Source organism: Vreelandella janggokensis (assembly GCF_031451615.1).
Taxonomy (GTDB): domain Bacteria; phylum Pseudomonadota; class Gammaproteobacteria; order Pseudomonadales; family Halomonadaceae; genus Vreelandella; species Vreelandella janggokensis.
In genome coordinates this window covers 152727-174876 of sequence record NZ_JARWAJ010000006.1, presented here as the reverse complement: position 1 = coordinate 174876, position 22150 = coordinate 152727, and the positions used below count along the sequence as shown (strand labels likewise).

Here is a 22150-nt window from a genome sequence, read left to right as displayed (position 1 = left end):
GTCACGATAGCCTACTATGCCGGATATAAAGAAAAACCGCCTGCTTTTGTTAACGTCATACGCGAGCCGATGCGAGCCTTGCCACCGGGTGTTACAATCCCGTTCAATTATTGCCCGGCTCTGGCGACGTACGCCAGCCACTATCGCACCGTACTTTGCTCCATAGGACCTGTCATGACCGACACCTCTTCTTCGCACGCCTCATCGGGACCGTCACTCAGTTATAAAGACGCAGGCGTTGATATCGATGCTGGCAATGCGCTGGTCGATCGCATCAAGCACGTTGCCAAGCGCACGACGCGCCCTGAAGTCATGGGCGGGCTCGGCGGATTCGGCGCCCTTTGCGAGTTACCTCAAGGGTATCAGCAGCCGGTACTGGTCTCAGGCACCGACGGCGTGGGTACCAAGCTGCGTCTCGCCATGACACTCGGCAAACACGACACCATCGGTATTGACCTGGTGGCCATGTGCGTCAACGATCTTATCGTTGCCGGTGCCGAGCCCTTGTTATTCCTCGACTACTATGCCACGGGTAAATTAAATGTCGATATCGCGGCGGACGTGGTCACCGGTATCGGTGCTGGCTGCGAGCAGGCAGGCTGCGCCCTTGTTGGTGGTGAAACCGCCGAGATGCCGGGCATGTACGAAGGTGATGACTACGACCTGGCCGGATTCTGCGTTGGTGTCGTCGAAAAAAGCGAGATTCTCGATGGCAGCCGCGTGGCGGAAGGCGACGTTTTGCTCGGCCTGGCCTCATCCGGACCTCACTCAAACGGCTACTCGCTGATTCGCAAGATTATCGAGCACGGTAACGCGCCGCTGGACACCCAGATCGACGGTGTTGCTCTGGGCGATGCCCTGATGGCACCGACGCGCATTTATGTAAAGGCACTGCTTTCCCTGCTACGGGAGACCGACCTATCGGTTCATGCGCTTTCACACATCACCGGTGGCGGGCTGCTCGAGAATATCCCCCGCGTACTCCCCGATTCGCTTGCAGCACGCATCGATACCCAGGCGTGGACGCGACCAGCGGTATTTGACTGGCTTCAAACCCAGGGGAATGTCACCGACACCGAAATGTACCGGGTTCTGAACTGCGGTATCGGTATGGTCGTCGTCGTCCCTGAAGCCGAGGCCAGCCAGACCATGCGCCACCTCGAAGCCCAAGGCGAAACCGTGTACCGACTGGGACAGATTGAACCACGCAAGCAGGATGCCGTGGTGTTGGAGAATTTGCCGGCATGAGCAGCACCGACTATAACAGCGACACCTTGACGGACATGACCCCAGAGCCCACTACGCCACCCCGCGTGGTCGTGTTGATTTCTGGTAGTGGCAGCAACCTGCAAGCGCTTATCGAGGCGCAGTCACACGACCGCCTGGGTGGCGAGATTGTGGCCGTTATATCCAACGAGGCCGATGCCTATGGCCTAAAACGCGCCCGTGACGCCGGTATCGATGCTGTTGCGCTACCGCACCGGGAGTACGATAGTCGTGAGGCCTACGACGGAGCACTGATCAAGGTGATTGAACGCCATGAGCCCGACGCCATCGTGCTGGCCGGTTTCATGCGTATTTTGACACCGCGCTTTGTGCAGCGCTTTCTGGGCCGGATGCTGAATATCCATCCCTCGCTGTTACCCGCTTACCAGGGGCTCAACACCCACGCTCGCGCGCTGGCCGACGGGGTGAAGCACCACGGTTGCAGCGTTCATTTCGTTACCGAGGAACTGGATGGCGGGCCGGTAGTGTTACAGGCCGAACTCAATGTCGCCACCGACGATAACGTTGAATCGCTGAAGCAGAAAGTCCAGGCCCGTGAGCATCTGATCCTGCCCATCGCCGTACAATGGTTTTTACAGGGACGCCTTCAATACAGCGGTGAAGGGGCTACCATGGACGGCCATCCCCTGCCCCTCCATGGCATGCGACTGTCCCACGACGATGCGGCCGAAGAGCTCGACGAGTCCGTCTAGGCAAATCCGGCCACAAAAAAGCCGAGCGGCCAATACCGCCCGGCTTTTTACTTAGCAGACAGGCATTATTCAGGTACGCGGTAACGTCACACCACGCTGGCCCATGTACTTGCCGCCACGATCCTTGTAGGAGGTTTCGCACACTTCGTCAGATTCCAGGAACAGCATCTGCGCAACGCCTTCGTGAGCGTAAATTTTAGCCGGCAGATTGGTTGTGTTCGAAAATTCCAGCGTGACGTGACCTTCCCATTCCGGCTCAAGAGGCGTGACGTTGACGATGATTCCGCAGCGGGCATAGGTCGATTTACCCAGGCATATCGTCAACACATTGCGCGGGATACGGAAATACTCCACCGTCCGCGCCAGCGCAAAGGAGTTGGGCGGAATAATGCAGACATCGCCCTTTACATCAACAAAGCTTTTATCATCAAACGCTTTGGGGTCCACGATCGCCGAATGAATATTGGTAAAGACCTTGAATTCATCCGAGCACCGGACATCATAGCCATAGCTGGATGTGCCGTAGGAAATAACCCGCTGATCGTTAATATAACGGACCTGCCCCGCTTCAAAAGGCTCAATCATGGCATCGCTTTCTGCCATGCGCCGGATCCATTTATCGGACTTGATGCTCATTGGTTACGTCGTCACTCGCTGAAGGAAATAGTGGGACTTTCTTTATTCTGGCCATCCACGCTCTGCGCCACTCGTGTGGCAATCGCGGCAAACGTTTGGCTGACCGATCCCTCCGGCTCCGAAACAACGCTTGGGCGACCTGAATCGGTAAGCTCACGAATCGACAGGGTTAACGGCAAACGACCCAATACCTCGGTTTCATACTCTTCGGCAATACGGTCACCACCGCCAGCACCGAATATAGGCGCTTCATGGCCGCACTTTTCGCAATGGTAAAGACTCATGTTTTCAACCACGCCCAATACAGGCACATTCACCTTGCGGAACATCTCGATGCCTTTCCGCGCGTCCAGCAGGGCGATATCTTGCGGTGTGGTCACAATCACAGCCCCGGAAACGGCGACTTTCTGGGCCAGGGTCAACTGAATGTCACCAGTACCGGGCGGCATGTCGATAAGTAGAAAATCCAGGTTATCCCACTGGGTTTGATTAAGCATCTGCTGGAAAGCCCCCACCACCATCGGCCCGCGCCAGACCATGGCTTCACGTGTGTTGACCATGAACGCCATCGACATGGCTTGCAGCCCATGGGCCTCAAGCGGCAGGAATTTATCTTCACCCGCTGCCTGCGGCCGAACACCCTCGGCAACCCCAAGCATTTGCGCCTGACTGGGGCCATAGATATCCGCATCCAGAACGCCCACACGATAGCCCTGGGCGGATAACGCCAGCGCCAGGTTAACGGTAACCGTAGATTTGCCGACGCCACCCTTACCCGAGGCCACAGCGATGATATGTTTTACGCCTTCCATTTAGACAGACTCCTCGTCTGGCGTTGAATCAACAAGTGCTGGAATCATACTCCTCGCGGACCAAATCATAAACCAGCACCCAAAAGAACGGGTGCTGACGTATCAGCACCCGCTCATCCAGACTAAGACATTTCGAAAGAGTGCTTAGCCAGCTTCATCTTCCTGATTACCACTTTCGCTGCCAGAGGGTGCCTCTTCGCTGCTCTGGCTGTCGCCTTCTTCGCTACCCCCTTGACTGGTGCTTTCACCGGCATCGTTGGCCGCATTACCGGTACGCGAATCCAGCGTGGAGAGCTCATCACGCCACTCATTCAACTGTGTTTCCAAGCGTTCCAGCTGCTCTTCACGGGTGGACACCTGGTCTTCAATCTTGGCCAGTTCCTCGCGGCCCATTTCGATGGCGACCATGACATCTTCCATTTCACTGCGAACATCGTTCAGGCTATTCTCTTCTTCTTCACGCAGCGCTTTCAGCGAATCGACCTCTTCTTGCAGTGCATCGCGCTCGCTGGCAGCGCTGTCACGCGCCTGCTGAACCTCAGCTCGCTCCGCTTCGGCGTTGGCGATGTCGTCTTGAAGGCTGGACAAGCGCTCATTCGCCTGCTCGATCTGGGTGTTGACGTCATCCAGCGTTTCTCTTGCGGCGTCACGCTCTTCAACCGCCTGCTGACGTTCATTGGCCGCTTCCTGCCGGGCTTCTTCTGCCTCTTGGCGCGCATTTTCAGCACTCTGACGAGCCTCTTCGGCTTGTTGACGTGCCTGGTCAGCTTCCTCACTGGCCTGCTGTACCTGATCACGCTCTTCGCGCAGCGTTGCCAGCTCGCTTTCAGCGTCGCTTACCTGTTGGTTCAGTTCGTCAACGTTGGTTTGCAGGGCGTCGCGCTCTTCCTGCAGTGACTCAAGTTCAGAACGCGTGTCACTCACTTGCTGTTGGAGGTTTTCCAGGGCCTGTTGCTCTTCGGACTGCTGGTTTTCAAGCGCATTCATTTCCTCCTGCAGCGCCGACAGATCTGCTTCGGCATCGTCAACTTCGTTGAGCTGCTGAGTCAGCGATGTATTTTCTTCCTCAACGTTTGCCACCTGCTCTTCCAGCGCCGCAACGCGGTCCCGGCTGGTGCCGACATTTGACTGCGCCATGATGGCCCAGATCACTGCGATCGCGGCGATACCCGCAATTCCCTTCACGCGATTATCGCGGAACAGTGTCTTCATATCTGGCTTGCTATTGGTCGGCTTTTGATCGGTTTGCTGCTCGTCTGACATGTCGCCTCTCCCTTTGGTATTCGCTGCGCGTTACGCGTACCGGTGTTGGCTGCGCATTAGGCAGCAGACAGTGATAATTATCAGCCTGCTAGCTACCAGCATACACAGCTTAGAGTATCTATCCACTCTGACGATAAGACACTAGCGTTGATTGTTTAACGCTAGCCGCCTGAACCGGTGGGTGGCGTTGGATGCTTGCCGTGACGAAACCCCTTGGCATCGGTCTGATCCACGTCGAACCATGCCAGCTGTGCATTCAATGACACTACATGACCGACAATCAACAAGGTCGGAGGCTTTATATAGCCTGAATAGAAAGCATCAGGCAGCGCCTGCAAGGTGCCAATATGGGTTTGTTGCTGTTGAGTCGTACCTTGCTCAATCAGCGCCAGCGGCGTATCTCCCGCCATGCCGTGGGTGACCAGCGCTTCGCAGATGACATCCACACTGCCCAGCCCCATATAAAACACCAGTGTCTGGCCCGGGCGTGCCAATGTCTGCCAATCCAGATCACACTCACCGTTTTTGAGATGGCCGGTGACAAAGCGCACCGATTGCGCATGGTCGCGGTGGGTCAGCGGAATACCGGCATAGGCCGCACAACCCGACGCCGCCGTGATACCCGGTATCACCTCAACAGGGACGCCAGCAGCTATCAAGGTTTCAAGCTCTTCCCCTCCACGGCCAAAAATAAACGGGTCGCCTCCCTTGAGTCGAACCACGCGATTCCCTGCCCGGGCCCAGTCCACCAGCGCCTGGTTGATACCCTCCTGGGGAACACTGTGCGACGAGCGAGCCTTGCCCACATAAAACTGCCGAACCGTTGACGGCAGTAGCGCCAGGATCTCATCGCTAACCAGGCGGTCGTGCAACACCACATCGGCATTCTGCAAGCGCTTAAACGCCTTGAGCGTCAGTAACTCAGGATCCCCTGGCCCGGCCCCCACCAAACTGACGCGCCCCTTCATGCAAGCGCCATCCTGTATAGACGTGCTGTGCGACAAAACACACCTCATCGGAATAAAAAGAATATTTTATATGCACAAACGTAATGCTTTTTGCTCACATATGCCATCAGCAACGTTAAACCAACGTATTATATACCTTTTTAGTCTTAATATTTTTTTAGATATAGCAAAAAAATATGTAAATGTATCGAATTGTAGGAAATGGCTTACATTCTAATTACGTTTTTAAGGCTATCCTAGCCGATTGTTTTTGATGGCACCGCTTTCCAATGGTACAGCTTCGGAGATTCACGCATGTCCGTGAATGATATCCCCTTATCGCTCAACGCCGAGCAACTTATCAGTCAGATTCCAGGCGTCGTCTTCCAGTTCTTCCGCCACCACGACGGCCATATGTCCATGCCGTTCATGGAAGGTGCCGGAGTGACGTCAGCGCCGATTGATCGCGACCAACTGGCAGAGGATGCCAATACGGCGCTCGAGACGTTGACCGGCGCGGATTATCCGAAACTGATGTCAGCCATTGAACGCTCAGCCCGGGGAATGCTGCCATTAGCCACTCGGTTCCGCCTTGCGCCACCCGGACATAAAGCTAAGTGGATTGGCGTCAGCGCCACCCCTGAACCCATGCCAAATGGTGTTCGTTGGCATGGCATCATGATGGACATCAGTGACCAGGTCAGCGAAGAACAGCGGCTACGCAAGCTGTGCGACACCGACCCACTGACCAGCCTGCCTAACCGACGCAAACTAATGGTCCACTTGACTAACCTGGCATCGCTAAGCTCGCGGCACGGCACCCCGCTATCCATCATGATGCTCGACATCGACCACTTTAAATATATCAACGACCGTTGGGGGCATCTCCACGGCGATGAAGTCCTCAAACGACTGGCCACCCTGGCTCAATCACTGCTGCGCAGCGAAGACATGATAGCCCGACTGGGGGGGTGAAGAGTTCATGGCCCTCTTGCCGCTAACCCCGGTCAAACAATGCCATCAGTTGGCTGACCGGTTACGCCATCAAATTGCTGAACATGATTTCGGCATGGGCGTCGGGAAGGTCACGCTCAGCATCGGCGTTGCTGAGTATCGCTGTGGTGAACCCATAGCGAGCCTGATCGAGCGCGCGGATCAGGCACTTTATAGTGCCAAAGATGTTGGTCGTGACTGCGTCTGCCTTCTATCCTGAAAGAGCAAGCCATTCATCATCCTTATTTAGGAGGTAGCCAAATGACGTCACTGGCCCAACAACATTGTGAACCCTGCAGCGGCGACGCACGGCCCATGACGCGCAGCGAGTGCGAAAGCCAGCTAAAGACTCTCCCCGAGTGGCGAATTGTCGATCACGATGGCATTATGAAGCTGTCACGCAGCTTCACGTTTCGTGATTTTGTCAATGCGCTGGCGTTCACACAGCGCGTGGGCGAACTGGCCGAACAGGCAGGCCACCATCCTGTGATCACCACCGAGTACGGGAAAACCACGGTCACCTGGTGGAGCCACGCGATTGATGGTCTGCACCAAAATGATTTCATTCTTGCCGCTAGAACCGACGAGGTAGCCGAATAAATGTTTGAGCATATTGAGCGAGTCCCTGGAGACGCCATTCTTGGGCTAATCGAAGCTTTCAAAAAAGACACCAATCCTCAGAAAGTCGACTTAGGCGTTGGCGTTTACCGCGATGCGCACGGCAATACGCCGGTAATGCGTGCGGTTAAAGAGGCCGAGGCTCGCCTGCTCAGCAATGAAACCACCAAGACCTATATTGGTTCCCACGGCGCACCCGCTTACGGCGGTGTTGTGCTACCAATGGTACTGGGTGCCAGCTCGCCGGTGCTGGAAGCCAATCGTGCCAGTGCCACCCAGTCGCCTGGGGGTACTGGGGCACTGCGTTTAGCGGCCGACTTCATTGCCACTCAATTGCCCGACAGGGGCATTTGGGTGAGCGACCCCACCTGGCCCAACCACCACGGTATTTTTACCGCCGCGGGCATTGAGTTGCACAAGTATCCCTATGTCGACCCTGATAACCGTCTCGACTTTGACGGCATGCTGGGAGCGCTGAAGAAGATCCCTGAAGGCGATGTGGTCGTACTTCACGCCTGCTGCCATAACCCAACCGGGTTCGACCTTTCAAAGTCCCAGTGGCAACAAGTGCTCGAGGTGGTTAAAGAGCGCCAGTTACTGCCGCTCATCGACTTTGCCTATCAAGGGTTCGGGGAAGGCCTGGACGAAGATGCCTACGGCGTTCGGCTATTTGCCGAGCAGCTGGACGAGGTCATCATCACCAGCTCCTGCTCGAAAAACTTCGGCATTTACTGTGAGCGGACCGGCTGCTTGATCATGGTGGCTAAAGATGCCGAGCAGATGGAAAACATCCGCTCGCAGGTCGCCATTGTCGCGCGGGAAAACTACTCCAACCCGCCTGCACACGGCGGCGCCATTGTCAGCGAGATTCTTCATGACGCTGAACTTTCCGCCATGTGGCGCGAGGAACTGACCGAAATGCGCGACCGCATCAACACCCTGCGTCGCGATTTCGTCGAAGCCCTGAAACCCTACGGGCTGGATGAGAAGTATGCATGTGTTGCCGAGCAGCGCGGCATGTTCTCCTACACCGGCCTCACGCCGGAACAGGTCGACCGACTGCGCGACGAGTTTGGTATCTATATGGTGCGCTCGGGTCGCGCCAACGTGGCCGGCTTCTCCCAGGAAAACCTGCCCTACCTGGCGAAGGCGATCGCCGCGGTTAACGACTAGACACGCTGGCAAAGCGCGTTCCAATGCCCAGGCCTGCCTGGGCATTTTTGTTTAGCTCTACCATCCCATAAACCAGAGGCATTCATGGCAACGCAACATCACTACCCGTGGTACAAAAAAGAAGACACCGACGCATTCTTCGCTTTGTTCCAGAACAACATTGCGAACTTTGTCATCATTGCCATCACCATGCTTGGCATGGGTTTTCCTGCCTCCATCGTCTATGGACAAGTGCTGCCCGGCGCGGCGGTTGCCGTGATGGTCGGCAATTTCTATTACGCCTGGAGTGCCTCACGGTTAGCCCGCAAAGAGCAGCGCTCGGATGTTACCGCCTTGTCCTACGGCATCTCCACGCCGGTCATGTTTGTGTTTCTGTTCGGCGTTCTACTGCCCGCCAAGGAACTGACGGGAGATGTCACCCTCGCCTGGCAAGTGGCTGTGGCCGCGTGCTTTATCAGCGGAGCCATTGAAGCCGCCATCAGCCTGATCGGCCGCTGGGTGCAATATCATCTCCCACGAGCTGCCATGCTCGGTGCCGTTGCCGGTGTGGCGCTGACCTTTATTGCCGGTGAAATGTTGTTCAAAACGCTGGAAATGCCGGTGATTGGCTTGCTGGTGCTGGCCATCATTATTGTCGGCTTGCTTGCCCGGGTCAGCATGCCCCTGAAAATTCCCACTTCGCTATTCGCGATCATCCTGGGCACAGCGATGGCCTACTTGATTGGCGATGCGGGTGGTGAACGCTTCAGCGACGCCTTTACCCACCTTGGCTTTTACCCACTGCTGCCCAACCTGGCCTGGTGGGAGGGCCTGGGGCTGCTGGCAACCGGAATGCTCGCCATTCTGACCGTGGTGTTGCCGATTACGCTGTATAACGCCATTGAGACCATGAACAACGTCGAGGCCATGGAAGCCGCCGGTGACAAGTACGACGTACGTGAATGCCAGGCGGTCGATGGCGTGGGCACCATGCTGGGCGCACTGTTTGGCGGCGTCTTCCCCACCACGGTGTATATTGCCACCGTTGGGGCGAAGTGGATGGGGGCCGGACGTGGCTATAGCCTGTTAAACGGAGCTGTTTACGCCATCGCCACCATGTTTGGATTAATCGCCATGATTTCGGCGATCATCCCTGTCTCGGTGGTCGCCCCTATTCTGGTCTTTGTGGGCATTTCCATGATCGCCACGGCGTTTCAGTCCAACGACAGCCGTTACTATCCCGCGGTCGCGCTAGCCATGCTGCCCTACTTTGCCAACTACGTGATGACACGCTTTAACCGCGGTGCTGAAGACATCGTCAGCGATATTTCCACCGCCATTGTGGCCACCGGTCAGGGCGCCATGTTCATGGCCATTTTCCTGGGAGCCATGACGGTTTCCGTGATCGATCATCAGTTTCGGCGGGCAGCGATCTTTGCCCTGATCGCGGCAGCGTTCTCGTTTGTTGGTTTGATGCACGCAGCAGAGTTGGGCATCAATGCCGCGCCCAGTTTCAGCATGGGCTATCTGGCGATGGCGCTATTGTTCGGCTACTTTGCATTTCAAGAAAAGCCAACAACCTCTAACCCGCGTTAACCCCCGCCTGCCGATGAGGACGTGACAGAATACGTCTCAGCAGCAGCCAGGCGACTAATCCGGCGAACACATTACCCAAGGCCGCTCCGGCGGCCAATCCCCACCATCCGGCCAGCTGTTCACCCAACCACAGGCAGGGTAAGTAGCACACAAAAAGGCGCGCGGCAGACAGTAGCATCGCACGTAATGGCCACCCTAGCGCATTGCCCGCCGAGACCACCAACATGCAGACACCGAGTGCCGCGTAGCTGGGCAGCAGGAAACGAATCAACAGTACCAGTTCATCCTGTACGTCAGGGTTGCCTGCCAGCGCCATGCCAAGCCAGGGGGCACCCAGCGCCAGCAATATACCCAGGGTTAACTGCCAGACCACCGCAACACCCAGTGCCAGGCGCAGGAGACGATGGATCTGGTCCCAATCACCGGCCCCATAGCAACGCCCCAGCCAGGGCGGCAACGACATCGTCATGGCTAAAATCACCATTAACGACAGCGTTTCCAGCCGACTTGCCAACCCCCAGGCAGCGACTTGACTCTCGCCCAGGCCCGCCACCACCGAAATGGCCAACATGGCGGCCAGGGGGGGCATGAGCTGGCTCACCATGGCCGGTGCGGCGATACCCATGAAAGGTCGCCAAGACTGCCGTCCTTCTTGCCATAGACCTTCTCGCGCGGCCCAGCCGCGTTTCCACAAACGCCCCCCGGTGACCAGTAAACCAATGCCAAAGGCAATCGCCGTCGCCCAGGCGGCACCGGGCAGCCCCCAACCTGGCCACGGCCCCACGCCAAAGATCAGCACGGGATCCAGAGCCAGGTTGATCAGACTGGTGATCACCATCATTTTTCCTGGCAACCGGGTATCGCCATGGGCACGAAAAACGCTGTAAACAAAATAAAGCAGCGCCCCCAGCCAGGCTGCCAGAAGCTGCGGTGGCCAATAGCTGCGCAAATACCCAAAGGTGTTGCTTTCGGCACCTAACAAACTGAATATAGGTATCTGAAAGGCCCACAGCAACATGCCCAGACAAGCAATCACGGCGCCGCCCGCCATCAACACCAGACTGCTCAACCGCTTGGCACGGTCCTTCTCGCCAGCCCCCAGCGCACGAGAAATCAACGCCGCGATGGCGATCCCCATGCCCACCTGAATCCCGATGATCAGAAACGAAAGCGGAAAGGTGAACGATTGGGCCGCCAGCGGGACCGTGCCCAAGCGGGCAATAAAGGCACTATCAACCAGTTGGAACCCAAGTAGCGACAGTACCCCAATCGCCATCGGCCAGGTTTGCCGCCACAGGGTTTTGCCCAATCCTGCCGTTTGCTGAGTGCTAGCCGCCAACACCTATACTCCTGTTGAATAAACGCAAAAAACGCCACCACCCCCGAAGGCGTGGTGGCGCTTTTAGAAGCGCTGAATTACTGGCGAATACCTTCGAAGGTCACATAAAGCTCTAGCTCATGCATCGCTTCGGGGAAATCGCTCATATCAATACCAAAATCGCCCAACGTGATCATGGTGCTGCCTTCAAAGCCAGCACGATAGCCACCCCAGGGGTCCTCGCCTTCACCCATCAGCGTGACGGGCATTTCAATTTCCTGGGTTTGACCGTGAAGGGTCAGATCGCCGGTCACCACACCCTCATTGTCACCGGTCGACTCGAAGCCTGTCGAGGTGAAGGTGGCCGTGGGATACTCGTCTGCGTTGAGGAAATCGCTGCTCAAAATGTGACGGTCACGTTCCCCATGGTTAGTGTTCAGGCTGCTTACCTGGACTTCCATGTCGACGGATGATGCATCGAGATCATCGGCGTCGTAGCTGAACTCACCCGAAAAGTCTTCAAAGCTACCCAGGATGTAGGAATAGCCCAGGTGGCTGATCTTGAACTGTACAAAGGCATGCTGCCCTTCAGTGTCGATGGTGTAGTCAGCAGCCTGGGCCTGGCCAAGCGTGACAAGTCCTGCGGCGGCGACTGCCGTGGTCAGTAAGGTCTTCTTCAACATGCTGCAACTCCTTTCTCGATGAAAAGCACCGTTTTGAAAGGTGCTCCTTGAAGCTATCCCGACAGGGAAAGCCTGATGCGTCAACGCGATGCGGGTTTCAACATACGCCGTAAGGTGTCGTATCGGTCATGAAAGTGGTGCTTGAAGGCCGCCAGTGAATGCCCCGCGGCCAGCAACATCAACCCCCAAGCACTGTACCAATGCAGATCTCCGGCGATCAGCGACTGCTGTGGCAGCCCCTGCACCAACGCAGGCACGACAAACCAGCCAAATACACTGATACCACTCCCATCGGCGGTGGAGATCAAATACCCCGTGGTCATGACCACGAGCAGCGTTACATACAGCATGACGTGGCCCAGGTGCGCCAGCAGAATGGCAAGTCGGCTTCCATGGCCGCGGGGCGTAGGCTGCGACCACCGCCAGACGATACGCGCCAGGGTCGCGGCGAAAAGCAAAATGCCAATCGAGCGGTGTACCCAGGGGCCCAGATTATACCAAGGATCATAATACCCCAATCCGGTCATCCACCAGCCCAGGGCAAAGAGCCCGACAATCGTGATAGCGCTTAGCCAGTGCAGCATAATACTGATGACGCCCCAGCCAGCCTTCGTATTTCCCCACATCGAATAATCCTTTCTTGGACGCCCTCTTTGGGCGTGATGTGAAAGTGATGATAGCGGCAAAATGGATTGTAAACCGCTGAAAAAAGCAGAACACACCATTCGTAAAAAACGTTGGACAGCGCCTTTACACAATCAAGACGGGCTAAAAAAACCGGCCATGGGCCGGTTTCAGATCACTTTCTGGCAGACGACTACCCCGCCAGCAAGGCGTCTAACCCTCTGGCGAGGTCATTTTGAATATCTCGCTGGTTTTCCAGCCCTACGGCAACGCGCACCAGCCCCGGTGAAATACCGGCGGCCGCTCTTTGCTCATCGCTCAAGCGACCATGCGTGGTCGTGGCAGGATGCGTGATGGTCGTTTTGACATCTCCCAGGTTGCCGGTAATCGACAGCATGCGGGTCGCATCGATCACCTGCCAAGCGCCCTCCTGGCCGTAGAGGACCTCGAACCCAAGCACCGCGCCAAAGCCGTCCTGCTGCTGTTTGGCAAGCTCATGCTGCGGATGGTCGACCAAGCCGCTATAGAAGACCTTATTGACCGCTGGATGGGCATCAAGCCACTCGGCAAGGGCTTGTGCCTGTTCACAGTGAGCCTTCATACGCAGCGAGAGCGTTTCCAACCCTTTGGTAAATATCCAGGCGTTGAACGGACTCATGCACGGGCCACAGGTGCGTACGACCCCGAACACCTCTTCCAGCACGTCGTGCTTACCCACCACGGCACCGCCTACCGCACGCCCCTGCCCATCGAGGTACTTGGTTGCAGAGTGAATCACCAGGTCAGCCCCCAGTGCGATGGGCTGCTGAAGTGCCGGCGTTAAGAAGCAGTTATCAATCGCGAGCCAGACATCATGGCGTTTAGCCAACGCTGACAGCGCAGCGATATCGGCTACTTCAGACAGCGGGTTCGACGGCGTTTCAGCAAACAGCAAGCGCGTATTGGGGGTGATCGCCGCTTCCCACGCCGCCAAATCGGAGAGCTCCACATAGCGGGTGGTAATACCCAACTTGGCGAAATATTTATCGAACAGGCTCACCGTTGAACCAAACAATGACCGCGACGCGACGATTTCGTCGCCTGCCGACAGTAGCGCCAGCACCGTTGACAGGATAGCGGACATCCCCGAACTGGTGGCCACGCAGCGTTCGCCGCCCTCCAAGGCCGCTAACCGGCGTTCGAAGGTATGTACGGTCGGGTTGGTAAAGCGGGAATAAACGTTACCGGCCTCGTGACCGCCAAACTTGCGCGCTGCTTCAGCGGCGCTCTCATACACGAAGCTGGACGTGGGAAAAATCGGCTCCGCGTGTTCCTGCTCAAAGGTACGCTCGTGTCCCGCCCGAATCGCTAGCGTTTCCAGCGACCACGCGTCTTGCTGGCTGTCATCTTGCATGGGCTAGTCTCTTGTTCAAACACACCATTTAATCGTCCAGGTCGTCGTCATCCTGATTATGCATATCGACCAGGGCATGGTCACCGGCGCTCTGGTCTTTGGCCAGGTCGTTTCGGCTGGCCTCCAGCACCGCCAGGTAGGCATCGTCAATATCCCCCGTGACGTAGTTGCCGTCGAATACCGAACAGTCAAAGGCTTCCAGTTCGGGATTCACTTCACGGCAGGCATCTTTCAGGTCCTCGATATCCTGATAGAAAATCCGGTCGGCACCTATCAACTCGCCGACTTCTTCTTCCGTACGCCCATGTGCTATCAACTCAGAAGCCGCAGGCATGTCGATGCCGTAAACGTTGGGATAACGCACCGGCGGTGCCGCAGAGGCAAAGTAGACTTTCCGCGCTCCGGCGTCGCGGGCCATCTGGATGATCTGCTTGCAGGTGGTGCCGCGCACAATCGAGTCATCCACGAGCAGCACATTCTTATCTTTAAACTCGATGTCGATGGCATTCAGCTTCTGGCGGACTGATTTCTTGCGCTGGGTCTGCCCCGGCATGATGAAGGTTCGACCGATATAGCGGTTCTTCATGAACCCTTCGCGGTAGGTAACGCCAAGGTGCTGCGCCATTTCCAGCGCCGAGGTACGCGACGTATCGGGAATCGGAATCACCACGTCGATATCATGATCGGGCCATTCATTAAGCACACGGTCACCGAGCTTACGCCCCATCTGCATGCGGGTACCATAGACATAGGCGCCGTCGAGAATCGAATCGGGCCGTGCCAGGTAAACGTGTTCGAAAATACACGAGCGCAGCTGGGGACGGTCGGCACACACCTGGGTATGCACGTTGCCCTGCATATCGACAAAGACCGCTTCACCCGGCGACAGATCCCGCTCCAGCTCGAAGCCACCCACATCCAGGGCAACCGACTCGGAGGCGATCATGACATCCTGGCCGTTTTCTGCCTGGCGTGTACCAAACACCACCGGCCGAATGCCGTGAGGGTCACGAAACGCCACCATGCCAAACCCGTTGATAATCGCGACGGCTGCATAGCCCCCCTGGCAACGACGATGCACCCGACGCACGGCATCAAAGATATCCTCGGCTTCCAGATGCAGGCCCTGCTTGCCCAGTTCATGGGCAAATACATTGAGCAGCACCTCGGAATCCGAGCTGGTATTGATATGGCGAAGGTCCGTCGAAAACAGTTCCTGCTTGAGCTGTTCGGAATTGGTCAGGTTGCCGTTATGGGCAAGGGCGATACCATAAGGGGAATTGACATAAAAAGGCTGCGATTCGGCTTCGCTGGAGGAACCGGCGGTCGGATAACGGACGTGTCCGATACCCAGGTTGCCTTTCAAACGCGCCATGTGCCGCGTATGAAACACATCGCGCACCAGGCCGTTGCTCTTGCGCAGTAAAAAGCGTCCCTCGCTCCAAGTCATCATCCCGGCAGCGTCCTGGCCGCGATGCTGAAGAACGGTCAGGGCATCGTAAATACCCTGATTTACCGCTTGCTTGGCCAGAAGGCCGACGATACCGCACATTCCCGTTACCTCGCTTGATGCTGGCTTAACCTACGTAAGCCGGTACATGTCAGATAAAACTATCAAAGTTCACGCCCCTTGCGTAAATCCGGCAGCGTGATGTCGTTGAGCGTGGACGGCGCTTCGGGAAGTTCGCCGCCCCATTGATCCAGTCGGTTAATCGCGTAGTTGCGCAATTCAATAAACGTGGGGCGTAACGATGCCTGCTGCCACGCCTGAAGCTCTGAAAGTGGCGTCAGCATAATCAGCACGGTCACTACCAGCAGAATGACCCCGCCCCGCGCGATACCAAACGCCGCCCCGGCAAAGCGGTTAAGCAACCCCATGCCGACCCACTCGACCGCGGCATGCACCAACCGGATAACAATGCCACACAGCAGGATGACCGCAAAAATCACTAACGCAAAGGCCAGCACCAAGCGCGCGTCAAAGCTGTCGATGAAACCACTCATCAATTCAGCGACTGGCTCGGCCAGCACCCTGGCGACCATCAGGGCAATGACCCAGGCCGCCAGCCCCAGCGCTTCGCGGACAAAACCGCGCACGAACCCCGCCAGCATCGACAGCGCCAGCACTGCTAAAAAGGCGGCGTCTATCCAGGTAAGTGCCATGGTTAATCCCGCACTCGAACCAGCAGGCCTTGCACATTGGCTCGCTGTTTGACATCGCTCATTGCCGCTTCACCCTCTTCCGAGGTAGTAAAGGGGCCGACATAGACGGTTGTCATGTCATTGTCTCGGTCGCGCTGGTAGACAGCAAAACCTTCGCCGCTCAGCTGTTCACTCAAGCGTCGCGCATTATCAGGGTTGCCGAAGCTGCCAACCTGTACCGCCCATTCGCCGGCTGGATCGGACTGCGGAGCCGACCCTGACTGGTCGTCGGCGGGCCGCTCTTCAGACGTGTCACTCACTGACTGGCTATTTGACGCAATCAGGTCGGCTATCGGATCGCTCTGCTCACTCGCTGGTGACTCGTCAGCGCCACTGGCTGCCTGCGTTTCATCTCCGGCACTATCTTCGGCACTATCATCATTGCTGGTCAGTTGATCCGTATTCGGGCTGGCGGGATCCACGTCAAGCGGCTCGTCCGTTGCCTGAGCGGCCACATCCGGGTCTACCTGCTCGGCGGGGTCGCCTATCGACTCGGGACGCTGTGGGGGGGCCACATCACGGCGCTCGACTTCCACCGGTTGCTCGATGACAAAATTCGGTTGGGGACGCTCTTCACGCGGCGCTGGATCACTCATCAGCCACGGCACGATGATAGCCAACAGCGCAAGCAGGATGACGATACCGCTGATCCGTTCCGTTTTACCGTATTTCATATCCCTCTCCATCAAGCGATGCTACGCCTGTGGCAATGGCTGCGCCGATAGCGCCGCCACCGTGAAAAAAGAGCCAGTCGCCAGCACGCGATCAGCCGGGCCAAGCCGCGTCGCCAGCCATTCCACTCCCGCCATCGGGGATGCCGCGCAATGATGCACGCGTCCGCCCCGGGCTGCAATCCGCTCGGCGAGTTCCGTGGCTTCACGGCCACGCTCACCGTCAAGGCTCACGCACACCCAGTCATCGATACGTGATGATAGCGCGGCGATCACGCCATCGGCATCTTTATCACTTAACATCCCGATGAGCCCCCATTGTGTTGCGCCTGGCGCAACAGGGGGCAGGTGGCGCGCCAGATAATCCGCTGCGTGGGGATTATGGCCCACATCAAGGCACCATTGACCGCGCCACTGCATTCGCCCGGGCACCACCAGATGGGCCAGGGCCGTCTGGGTAGGATATGCCTTTAGCACAGTGCCAGACAGCACCAACGCTTGCAGTGCCGTCGCGGCGTTATCCATGGGTAGGCCTGGGTCGGGCAAGGCTTCCAGCGTCAGCACATCGCCTGCGGCAGTGTGGCCTTGCCAGCGCCAGCAGGCCGACGCTGGGTCAGTTGTATGCTCGAAGTGACGTCCGAGTTGATAAACGGGGGCTGACAGGGCGTCGGCGATGTCCGCCACACTCTCTGGGAGATCGCGACTGCCTAAGACGGCAGGTCGTTGCGAACGGAAGATACCGGCTTTCTCGCGCCCTATCTGGGCAATATCGGTGCCTAGAAATCCGGCGTGGTCCTGGGCAATGGTCGTGACGATCGCCACATCGGCATCGACAATATTGACGGCATCCAGGCGCCCACCAAGCCCTACTTCAAGTACGGCCAGATCAAGCGGCTGCTGGCAAAGGCACCAGAGGGCACACAGCGTCCCGGCTTCGAAGTAGGTCAGACTAACCGCCGGTGCGACTAGCCTTGCCTGCTCGACGGCTTCAAAGCCCGCGACCAGCTGTTCGTCGCTCGCCATGCCGCCATCAAGCTGAACGCGCTCGTTGTAGCGCAGCAGGTGGGGAGACGTATAGGTCCCCACTCGCAGACCATGAGCGCGCGCCACGCTATCGATGATTGCCAGGGTCGAGCCCTTGCCGTTAGTGCCCGCCACGCTTATGACCCGCTTGGCAATGGGGCGTTGCAACAGGCCCATTCGGTCAGCCACCTGACTGACCCGATCCAGACCCAGTTCTATCCCCACCGGGTGGAGGGTTTCCAGATGGTCAAGCCACTGCGCCAGCGTTTTAGGCATTGCGTGAGGAATCGTCGCGCTTGGCAGTGTCCGATTGGCTATTACCGTTAATCGCCTCGATCCACTCGGGGTCTTCCGCCTGCTCGGCCACCTGAGGCTCGTCGACCACCGGCTCAAACACCATGGGCTCTTCTTCGGGCTCAGGATCACTACCGGCCAGCGGCTGGTGGGTCAGCTTGCGAAGGACGCCACCAACGCGCTCGCGCATATCGTGGCGATGCACGATCATGTCTACCGTGCCGTGTTCAAGCAGGAACTCGCTGCGCTGGAAGCCTTCCGGGAGGGTTTCGCGCACGGTTTGCTCAATGACGCGCGGACCGGCAAAACCGATCAGCGCATTGGGTTCGGCAATATTCAGGTCACCAAGCATCGCCAGGGATGCAGAGACGCCCCCAAAGACCGGATCGGTCAGTACCGAGATATACGGAATGCCTTCCTGCTTGAGCTTTTCAAGCGCTGCCGAGGTTTTCGCCATCTGCATCAGCGAGAATAGCGCTTCCTGCATGCGCGCCCCGCCGGAAGCCGCAAAGCAAATCAACGGTACGCGAGATTCAAGTGCCAGCGTAGCGGCGCGCACGAACTTCTCGCCAACCACCGCGCCCATGGAGCCGCCCATAAAGGTAAACTCGAACGCCACGGCCACCACGGGCAAGCCATTCAACTCACCACGCATGGCAACCAGCGCGTCTTTTTCGGCGGTTTCTTTTTGCGCTGCGGTCAAGCGGTCCTTGTACTTCTTGGAATCGCGGAACTTGAGGCGGTCGACCGGCTCAATCTCGGCCGCAATCTCTTCGCGTCCCGTCTTGTCCAGGAACCAATCCAGCCGCTTGCGCGCCGTTAACCGCAGGTGGTGGTTGCACTTCGGGCAAACACTTTGATGCTTCTCTAACTCAGGAAGATAGAGAACGGCTTCGCACTTGGGGCATTTACGCCAGAGACCATCGGGAACGCTAGCGCGACGGTCCTTACGCTGGATACGCCCCATGGAGGGCACAATCTTATCTAACCAGCTCATATCAAAAAGACTTCCGTTGTACGTCAACGCTTGGCAGGACCAAGCTTGATGAATGGGGTCAAACTAATGTTCAGTTAGTGTAGACGATGAAATAACTTATCAGGCATCCATGGCCGAACGCATCTCGCCAAGCACCTGCTTTAACTGGGCGGCAATGGTATCCGGCGCATCGACACTCTCGGCGATGCGGTTGACCAAGGCGCTCCCCACAATCACACCGTCAGCCACCTTGGCGACTTCCGCGGCGGTTGCACCGTCACGAATACCGAAACCCACACACAGCGGCAGGTCGGTCATGCCGCGTAACGGCGTCAGGTGCTCTGCCACGTCGTCGGCATTGAGTGTCGCGGCACCGGTCACCCCCTTGAGTGACACATAGTACAGGTACCCTTCGCCGTGGGCGCATATTGTAGCGGCCCGGGCGTGGGAAGTGGTAGGTGCAACGAGAAAAATCGCCGCCAGGTCGCGCGCTTTCAGAAGCGGGCCAAACACGTCCGCTTCTTCCGGGGGCATATCCACGGTCAATACACCATCTACCCCGACCTCGGCTGCTTTATCGGCAAAGGTGTCGTAACCGATGCGCTCAATGGGGTTGAGATAGCCCATCAACACCACAGGCGTAGTGGTATCGGTCTCGCGGAACTCGGCGACCATGTCGAGCAGGTCGACCAGCCGGGTGCCCTGTTTGAGCGCGCGCTCGCAGGCCTTCTGGATGACCGGGCCGTCTGCCATGGGATCTGAGAAGGGTACGCCCAACTCGATGATATCCGCACCGGCTTCCACCAGGGCATGCATAAAGCCAACGGTGTACCGGGGTGCGGGGTCTCCGGCGGTAATGAAGGGAATCAGGGCCTTGCGGCCCTGCTGTTTTAGTTCACTGAAACGCTGATCAATACGGTTCATGCTTGCCCTTAGAAACTTATGACCTTAGATACTTGTGACCTTAGAACTTGTGACCCTGGAAGCTGCTGGCCCTAAATGTCGATGCCGTCAATCTTGGCCACTGTCATAATGTCTTTGTCACCACGGCCCGACAGGTTAATCACGATATGCTGATCAGGGCGCATGGTGGGCGCCAGCACCTTGGCGTAGGCCAGCGCGTGGGCCGTTTCGAGGGCAGGCATGATGCCTTCCATGTGTGTGAGTTCGCGAAACGCCTCAAGCACGTCATTGTCGTTGGCGGCCACGTAATTTACCCGACCGACGTCTTTCCAGAGGGCATGTTCGGGGCCAACGCCCGGATAATCCAGCCCGGCAGAAATCGAGTGGGTATCCGACACCTGCCCTGCCTCATCCGACATCAGGTAGGTACGGTTACCGTGCAGCACACCGCGCGGTGCGTTGGAAGACAGCGGCGCCGCGTGACGCCCCGTTTCCACCCCGTCACCACCGGCTTCAACGCCATACATGGCCACATCGTCGTCTTCCACGAAGGGATAGAACAGGCCAATGGCGTTGGAGCCACCGCCCACGCAGGCAACCAGCGCATCAGGCAGGCGGCCAATCTGCTCAAGTGACTGGCGGCGTGCCTCACGCCCCACCACGGCGTTGAAATCACGCACCAGTTGGGGATACGGGTGCGGCCCTGCCACGGTACCGATAATATAAAAAGTGTTATCGACGTTGGTGACCCAGTCGCGCAGCGCTTCGTTCATGGCGTCTTTCAGGGTACGGGTACCCGACTCGACCGGAATCACCCGAGCACCCAGCAAACGCATGCGATAGACGTTCAGTTTCTGGCGCTCGACATCTGCAGCCCCCATGTAAACATCGCACTCAAGCCCCAGACGCGCCGCCACCGTGGCGGTTGCCACGCCGTGCTGGCCCGCACCGGTTTCGGCAATGACACGGGGTTTGCCGGTCTTTTTGGCGAGCAGCGCCTGACCAATGGTGTTATTCACCTTGTGAGCGCCGGTGTGATTAAGGTCTTCGCGCTTGAGCCAGATTTGCGCCCCACCGAGGGCCTGTGACCATCGTTCAGCGTGATACAACGGCGATGGCCGCCCCACGAAGTGGGCAAGATCACGGTCAAACTCAGCCTGAAAGTCGGGGTCGTCACGCAGACTCAAGTAGGTCTGCTCCAACTCTTCCAGGGCAAAGCTCAGGGTTTCCGACACGAACCGGCCGCCGTAGGGGCCAAAATGGCCACGGGCATCCGGCATTTGAGTCAACTCACTGAAACGTGTCTTTGAAACGCTTTCAGAAGCACCAGTTGCTGAGACTGTCACAGGGATACCTCACAAGATCGCCAGAACAGGCAAACAATAAATGAATTCACTTTAAAACGCAGCCCGGGAAAAGCCGGGCGGACCCAGGAACTTAACGGGCGTCAGCCAACGCCACTTGACGGACAAAAGACGCCATCCTGGAAGCATCTTTACAGCCGCGCGAGGCTTCGATGCCGCCGGAAACATCCACCGCGTAAGGCCTCACCTGGTGGACGGCCTGCGAGACATTTTCCGGCGTCAATCCCCCTGCGAGGATAACAGGTTTTGCCAGCGTTGCGGGGATTCTCGACCAATCAAACGACTCACCGGTGCCGCCGGGCGTACCAGGTCGGTAGGCGTCAAGCAACAAGGCTTGTGACTGGGCATAACGCTCTGCTTCAAAGGCTAGATCGATCGTGTCGCGCATGCGCAGCGCCTTGATCCAGGGGCGGTCAAAGCCGGCACAGAATTCGGGCGTTTCATCACCGTGAAATTGCAGCAGGTCCAGGTGCGGCAGACATGCCTCGACCCACTCGGCAGACGGGTCGACGAATAGCCCCACACGGCTGACAAACGCCGGGACCTTCGCTGCCAGCCCTGCCAACTGCTCAATATCGACGCTGCGCGAACTCTTCGGCCACATCACAAAGCCCAGGGCATCCACGCCTAGCGCCACCGCCGTATCGATATCGGCCTGGCGGGTAAAGCCGCAGAACTTGATGCGTGTGCGTTGCATGGACTC

At 57.6% G+C, this 22150-nt stretch carries 23 protein-coding genes; 7 read left to right on the top strand and 16 right to left on the bottom strand.

Features of this window, described 5'->3' with window-relative positions; all coding sequences use genetic code 11:
* Positions 1–174 precede the first annotated feature (174 nt).
* Both purM and purN read left to right on the top strand, forming a co-directional pair.
* Positions 175–1248, top strand: coding sequence for a phosphoribosylformylglycinamidine cyclo-ligase (purM, locus tag QC816_RS15855; RefSeq protein WP_085919331.1), 1074 nt, complete (start codon positions 175–177; stop codon positions 1246–1248).
* Entirely contained in the window at positions 1245–1979 is a 735-nt protein-coding gene (gene purN, locus QC816_RS15850) for a phosphoribosylglycinamide formyltransferase (protein WP_309783313.1), read from the top strand. The genes purM and purN overlap by 4 nt, the downstream gene beginning before the upstream one ends.
* A gap of 69 nt (positions 1980–2048) precedes the next feature.
* On the opposite strand, the gene dcd is transcribed toward purN, so the two are convergent.
* The 4 genes from dcd to cobA all read right to left on the bottom strand — a co-directional run bounded on the left by dcd (position 2049) and on the right by cobA (position 5658).
* Entirely contained in the window at positions 2049–2615 is a 567-nt protein-coding gene (gene dcd / locus QC816_RS15845; RefSeq protein WP_066315332.1) for a dCTP deaminase, read from the bottom strand.
* 11 nt (positions 2616–2626) lie between these two features.
* Entirely contained in the window at positions 2627–3427 is an 801-nt protein-coding gene (gene apbC / locus QC816_RS15840) for an iron-sulfur cluster carrier protein ApbC (RefSeq protein WP_085919329.1), read from the bottom strand.
* A gap of 144 nt (positions 3428–3571) precedes the next feature.
* Positions 3572–4690, bottom strand: a complete 1119-nt coding sequence (locus QC816_RS15835) for a coiled-coil domain-containing protein (RefSeq protein ID WP_085919328.1) — start codon at positions 4688–4690, stop codon at positions 3572–3574.
* A gap of 161 nt (positions 4691–4851) precedes the next feature.
* On the bottom strand, positions 4852–5658 hold the full coding sequence (cobA, locus tag QC816_RS15830) for a uroporphyrinogen-III C-methyltransferase (protein WP_199285246.1): 807 nt from the start codon (positions 5656–5658) through the stop codon (positions 4852–4854).
* Between the two features lie 294 nt (positions 5659–5952).
* Here cobA and QC816_RS15825 point away from each other — a divergent pair, with 294 nt between their 5' ends.
* The 5 genes from QC816_RS15825 to QC816_RS15805 all read left to right on the top strand — a co-directional run bounded on the left by QC816_RS15825 (position 5953) and on the right by QC816_RS15805 (position 9996).
* Positions 5953–6612, top strand: a complete 660-nt coding sequence (locus QC816_RS15825; protein WP_309783308.1) for a GGDEF domain-containing protein — start codon at positions 5953–5955, stop codon at positions 6610–6612.
* A gap of 7 nt (positions 6613–6619) precedes the next feature.
* Entirely contained in the window at positions 6620–6850 is a 231-nt protein-coding gene (locus tag QC816_RS15820) for a diguanylate cyclase domain-containing protein (RefSeq protein WP_309783306.1), read from the top strand.
* 41 nt (positions 6851–6891) lie between these two features.
* Positions 6892–7230 carry a 4a-hydroxytetrahydrobiopterin dehydratase gene (locus tag QC816_RS15815; RefSeq protein ID WP_085919325.1) on the top strand — a complete coding sequence of 113 codons (339 nt, stop codon included), beginning with the start codon at positions 6892–6894 and terminating at the stop codon, positions 7228–7230.
* The gene (locus QC816_RS15810; RefSeq protein WP_085919324.1) at positions 7231–8421 is read left to right on the top strand and encodes an amino acid aminotransferase; all 1191 of its coding nucleotides are present in this window, start codon (positions 7231–7233) and stop codon (positions 8419–8421) included.
* 84 nt (positions 8422–8505) lie between these two features.
* Entirely contained in the window at positions 8506–9996 is a 1491-nt protein-coding gene (locus QC816_RS15805; protein WP_264826250.1) for a SulP family inorganic anion transporter, read from the top strand.
* Here QC816_RS15805 and QC816_RS15800 read toward each other — a convergent pair.
* The 12 genes from QC816_RS15800 to QC816_RS15745 form a co-directional block, all read right to left on the bottom strand.
* Complete coding sequence (locus QC816_RS15800) at positions 9983–11272, bottom strand: MATE family efflux transporter (RefSeq protein ID WP_085919386.1); 1290 nt, start codon at positions 11270–11272, stop codon at positions 9983–9985. The genes QC816_RS15805 and QC816_RS15800 overlap by 14 nt on opposite strands.
* A gap of 140 nt (positions 11273–11412) precedes the next feature.
* Positions 11413–11997, bottom strand: coding sequence for a YceI family protein (locus tag QC816_RS15795; protein ID WP_085919322.1), 585 nt, complete (start codon positions 11995–11997; stop codon positions 11413–11415).
* Between the two features lie 80 nt (positions 11998–12077).
* Entirely contained in the window at positions 12078–12623 is a 546-nt protein-coding gene (locus tag QC816_RS15790) for a cytochrome b (RefSeq protein WP_264826248.1), read from the bottom strand.
* 191 nt (positions 12624–12814) lie between these two features.
* Positions 12815–14014 carry an O-succinylhomoserine sulfhydrylase gene (locus QC816_RS15785; RefSeq protein ID WP_309783299.1) on the bottom strand — a complete coding sequence of 400 codons (1200 nt, stop codon included), beginning with the start codon at positions 14012–14014 and terminating at the stop codon, positions 12815–12817.
* 28 nt (positions 14015–14042) lie between these two features.
* Complete coding sequence (purF, locus tag QC816_RS15780; RefSeq protein WP_066315288.1) at positions 14043–15566, bottom strand: amidophosphoribosyltransferase; 1524 nt, start codon at positions 15564–15566, stop codon at positions 14043–14045.
* Between the two features lie 62 nt (positions 15567–15628).
* Complete coding sequence (locus QC816_RS15775; RefSeq protein ID WP_085919320.1) at positions 15629–16177, bottom strand: CvpA family protein; 549 nt, start codon at positions 16175–16177, stop codon at positions 15629–15631.
* Positions 16178–16179: 2 nt separating this feature from the next.
* The gene (locus QC816_RS15770; protein WP_309783292.1) at positions 16180–16890 is read right to left on the bottom strand and encodes an SPOR domain-containing protein; all 711 of its coding nucleotides are present in this window, start codon (positions 16888–16890) and stop codon (positions 16180–16182) included.
* Positions 16891–16911: 21 nt separating this feature from the next.
* On the bottom strand, positions 16912–18186 hold the full coding sequence (folC, locus tag QC816_RS15765) for a bifunctional tetrahydrofolate synthase/dihydrofolate synthase (protein WP_085919318.1): 1275 nt from the start codon (positions 18184–18186) through the stop codon (positions 16912–16914).
* Positions 18179–19201 carry an acetyl-CoA carboxylase, carboxyltransferase subunit beta gene (accD, locus tag QC816_RS15760; protein ID WP_066315276.1) on the bottom strand — a complete coding sequence of 341 codons (1023 nt, stop codon included), beginning with the start codon at positions 19199–19201 and terminating at the stop codon, positions 18179–18181. Before accD ends, folC begins: the two co-directional genes overlap by 8 nt.
* 99 nt (positions 19202–19300) lie before the next feature.
* A complete protein-coding gene (gene trpA / locus QC816_RS15755; protein WP_199285240.1) occupies positions 19301–20104 on the bottom strand; it encodes a tryptophan synthase subunit alpha in 804 nt (267 codons plus the stop codon).
* A 71-nt stretch (positions 20105–20175) separates the two neighbouring features.
* Positions 20176–21363 (bottom strand): tryptophan synthase subunit beta, encoded by a 1188-nt coding sequence (trpB, locus tag QC816_RS15750; RefSeq protein WP_199285239.1) that lies wholly within the window; start codon positions 21361–21363, stop codon positions 20176–20178.
* Between the two features lie 157 nt (positions 21364–21520).
* On the bottom strand, positions 21521–22144 hold the full coding sequence (locus tag QC816_RS15745) for a phosphoribosylanthranilate isomerase (protein ID WP_264826273.1): 624 nt from the start codon (positions 22142–22144) through the stop codon (positions 21521–21523).
* Positions 22145–22150 lie beyond the last annotated feature (6 nt).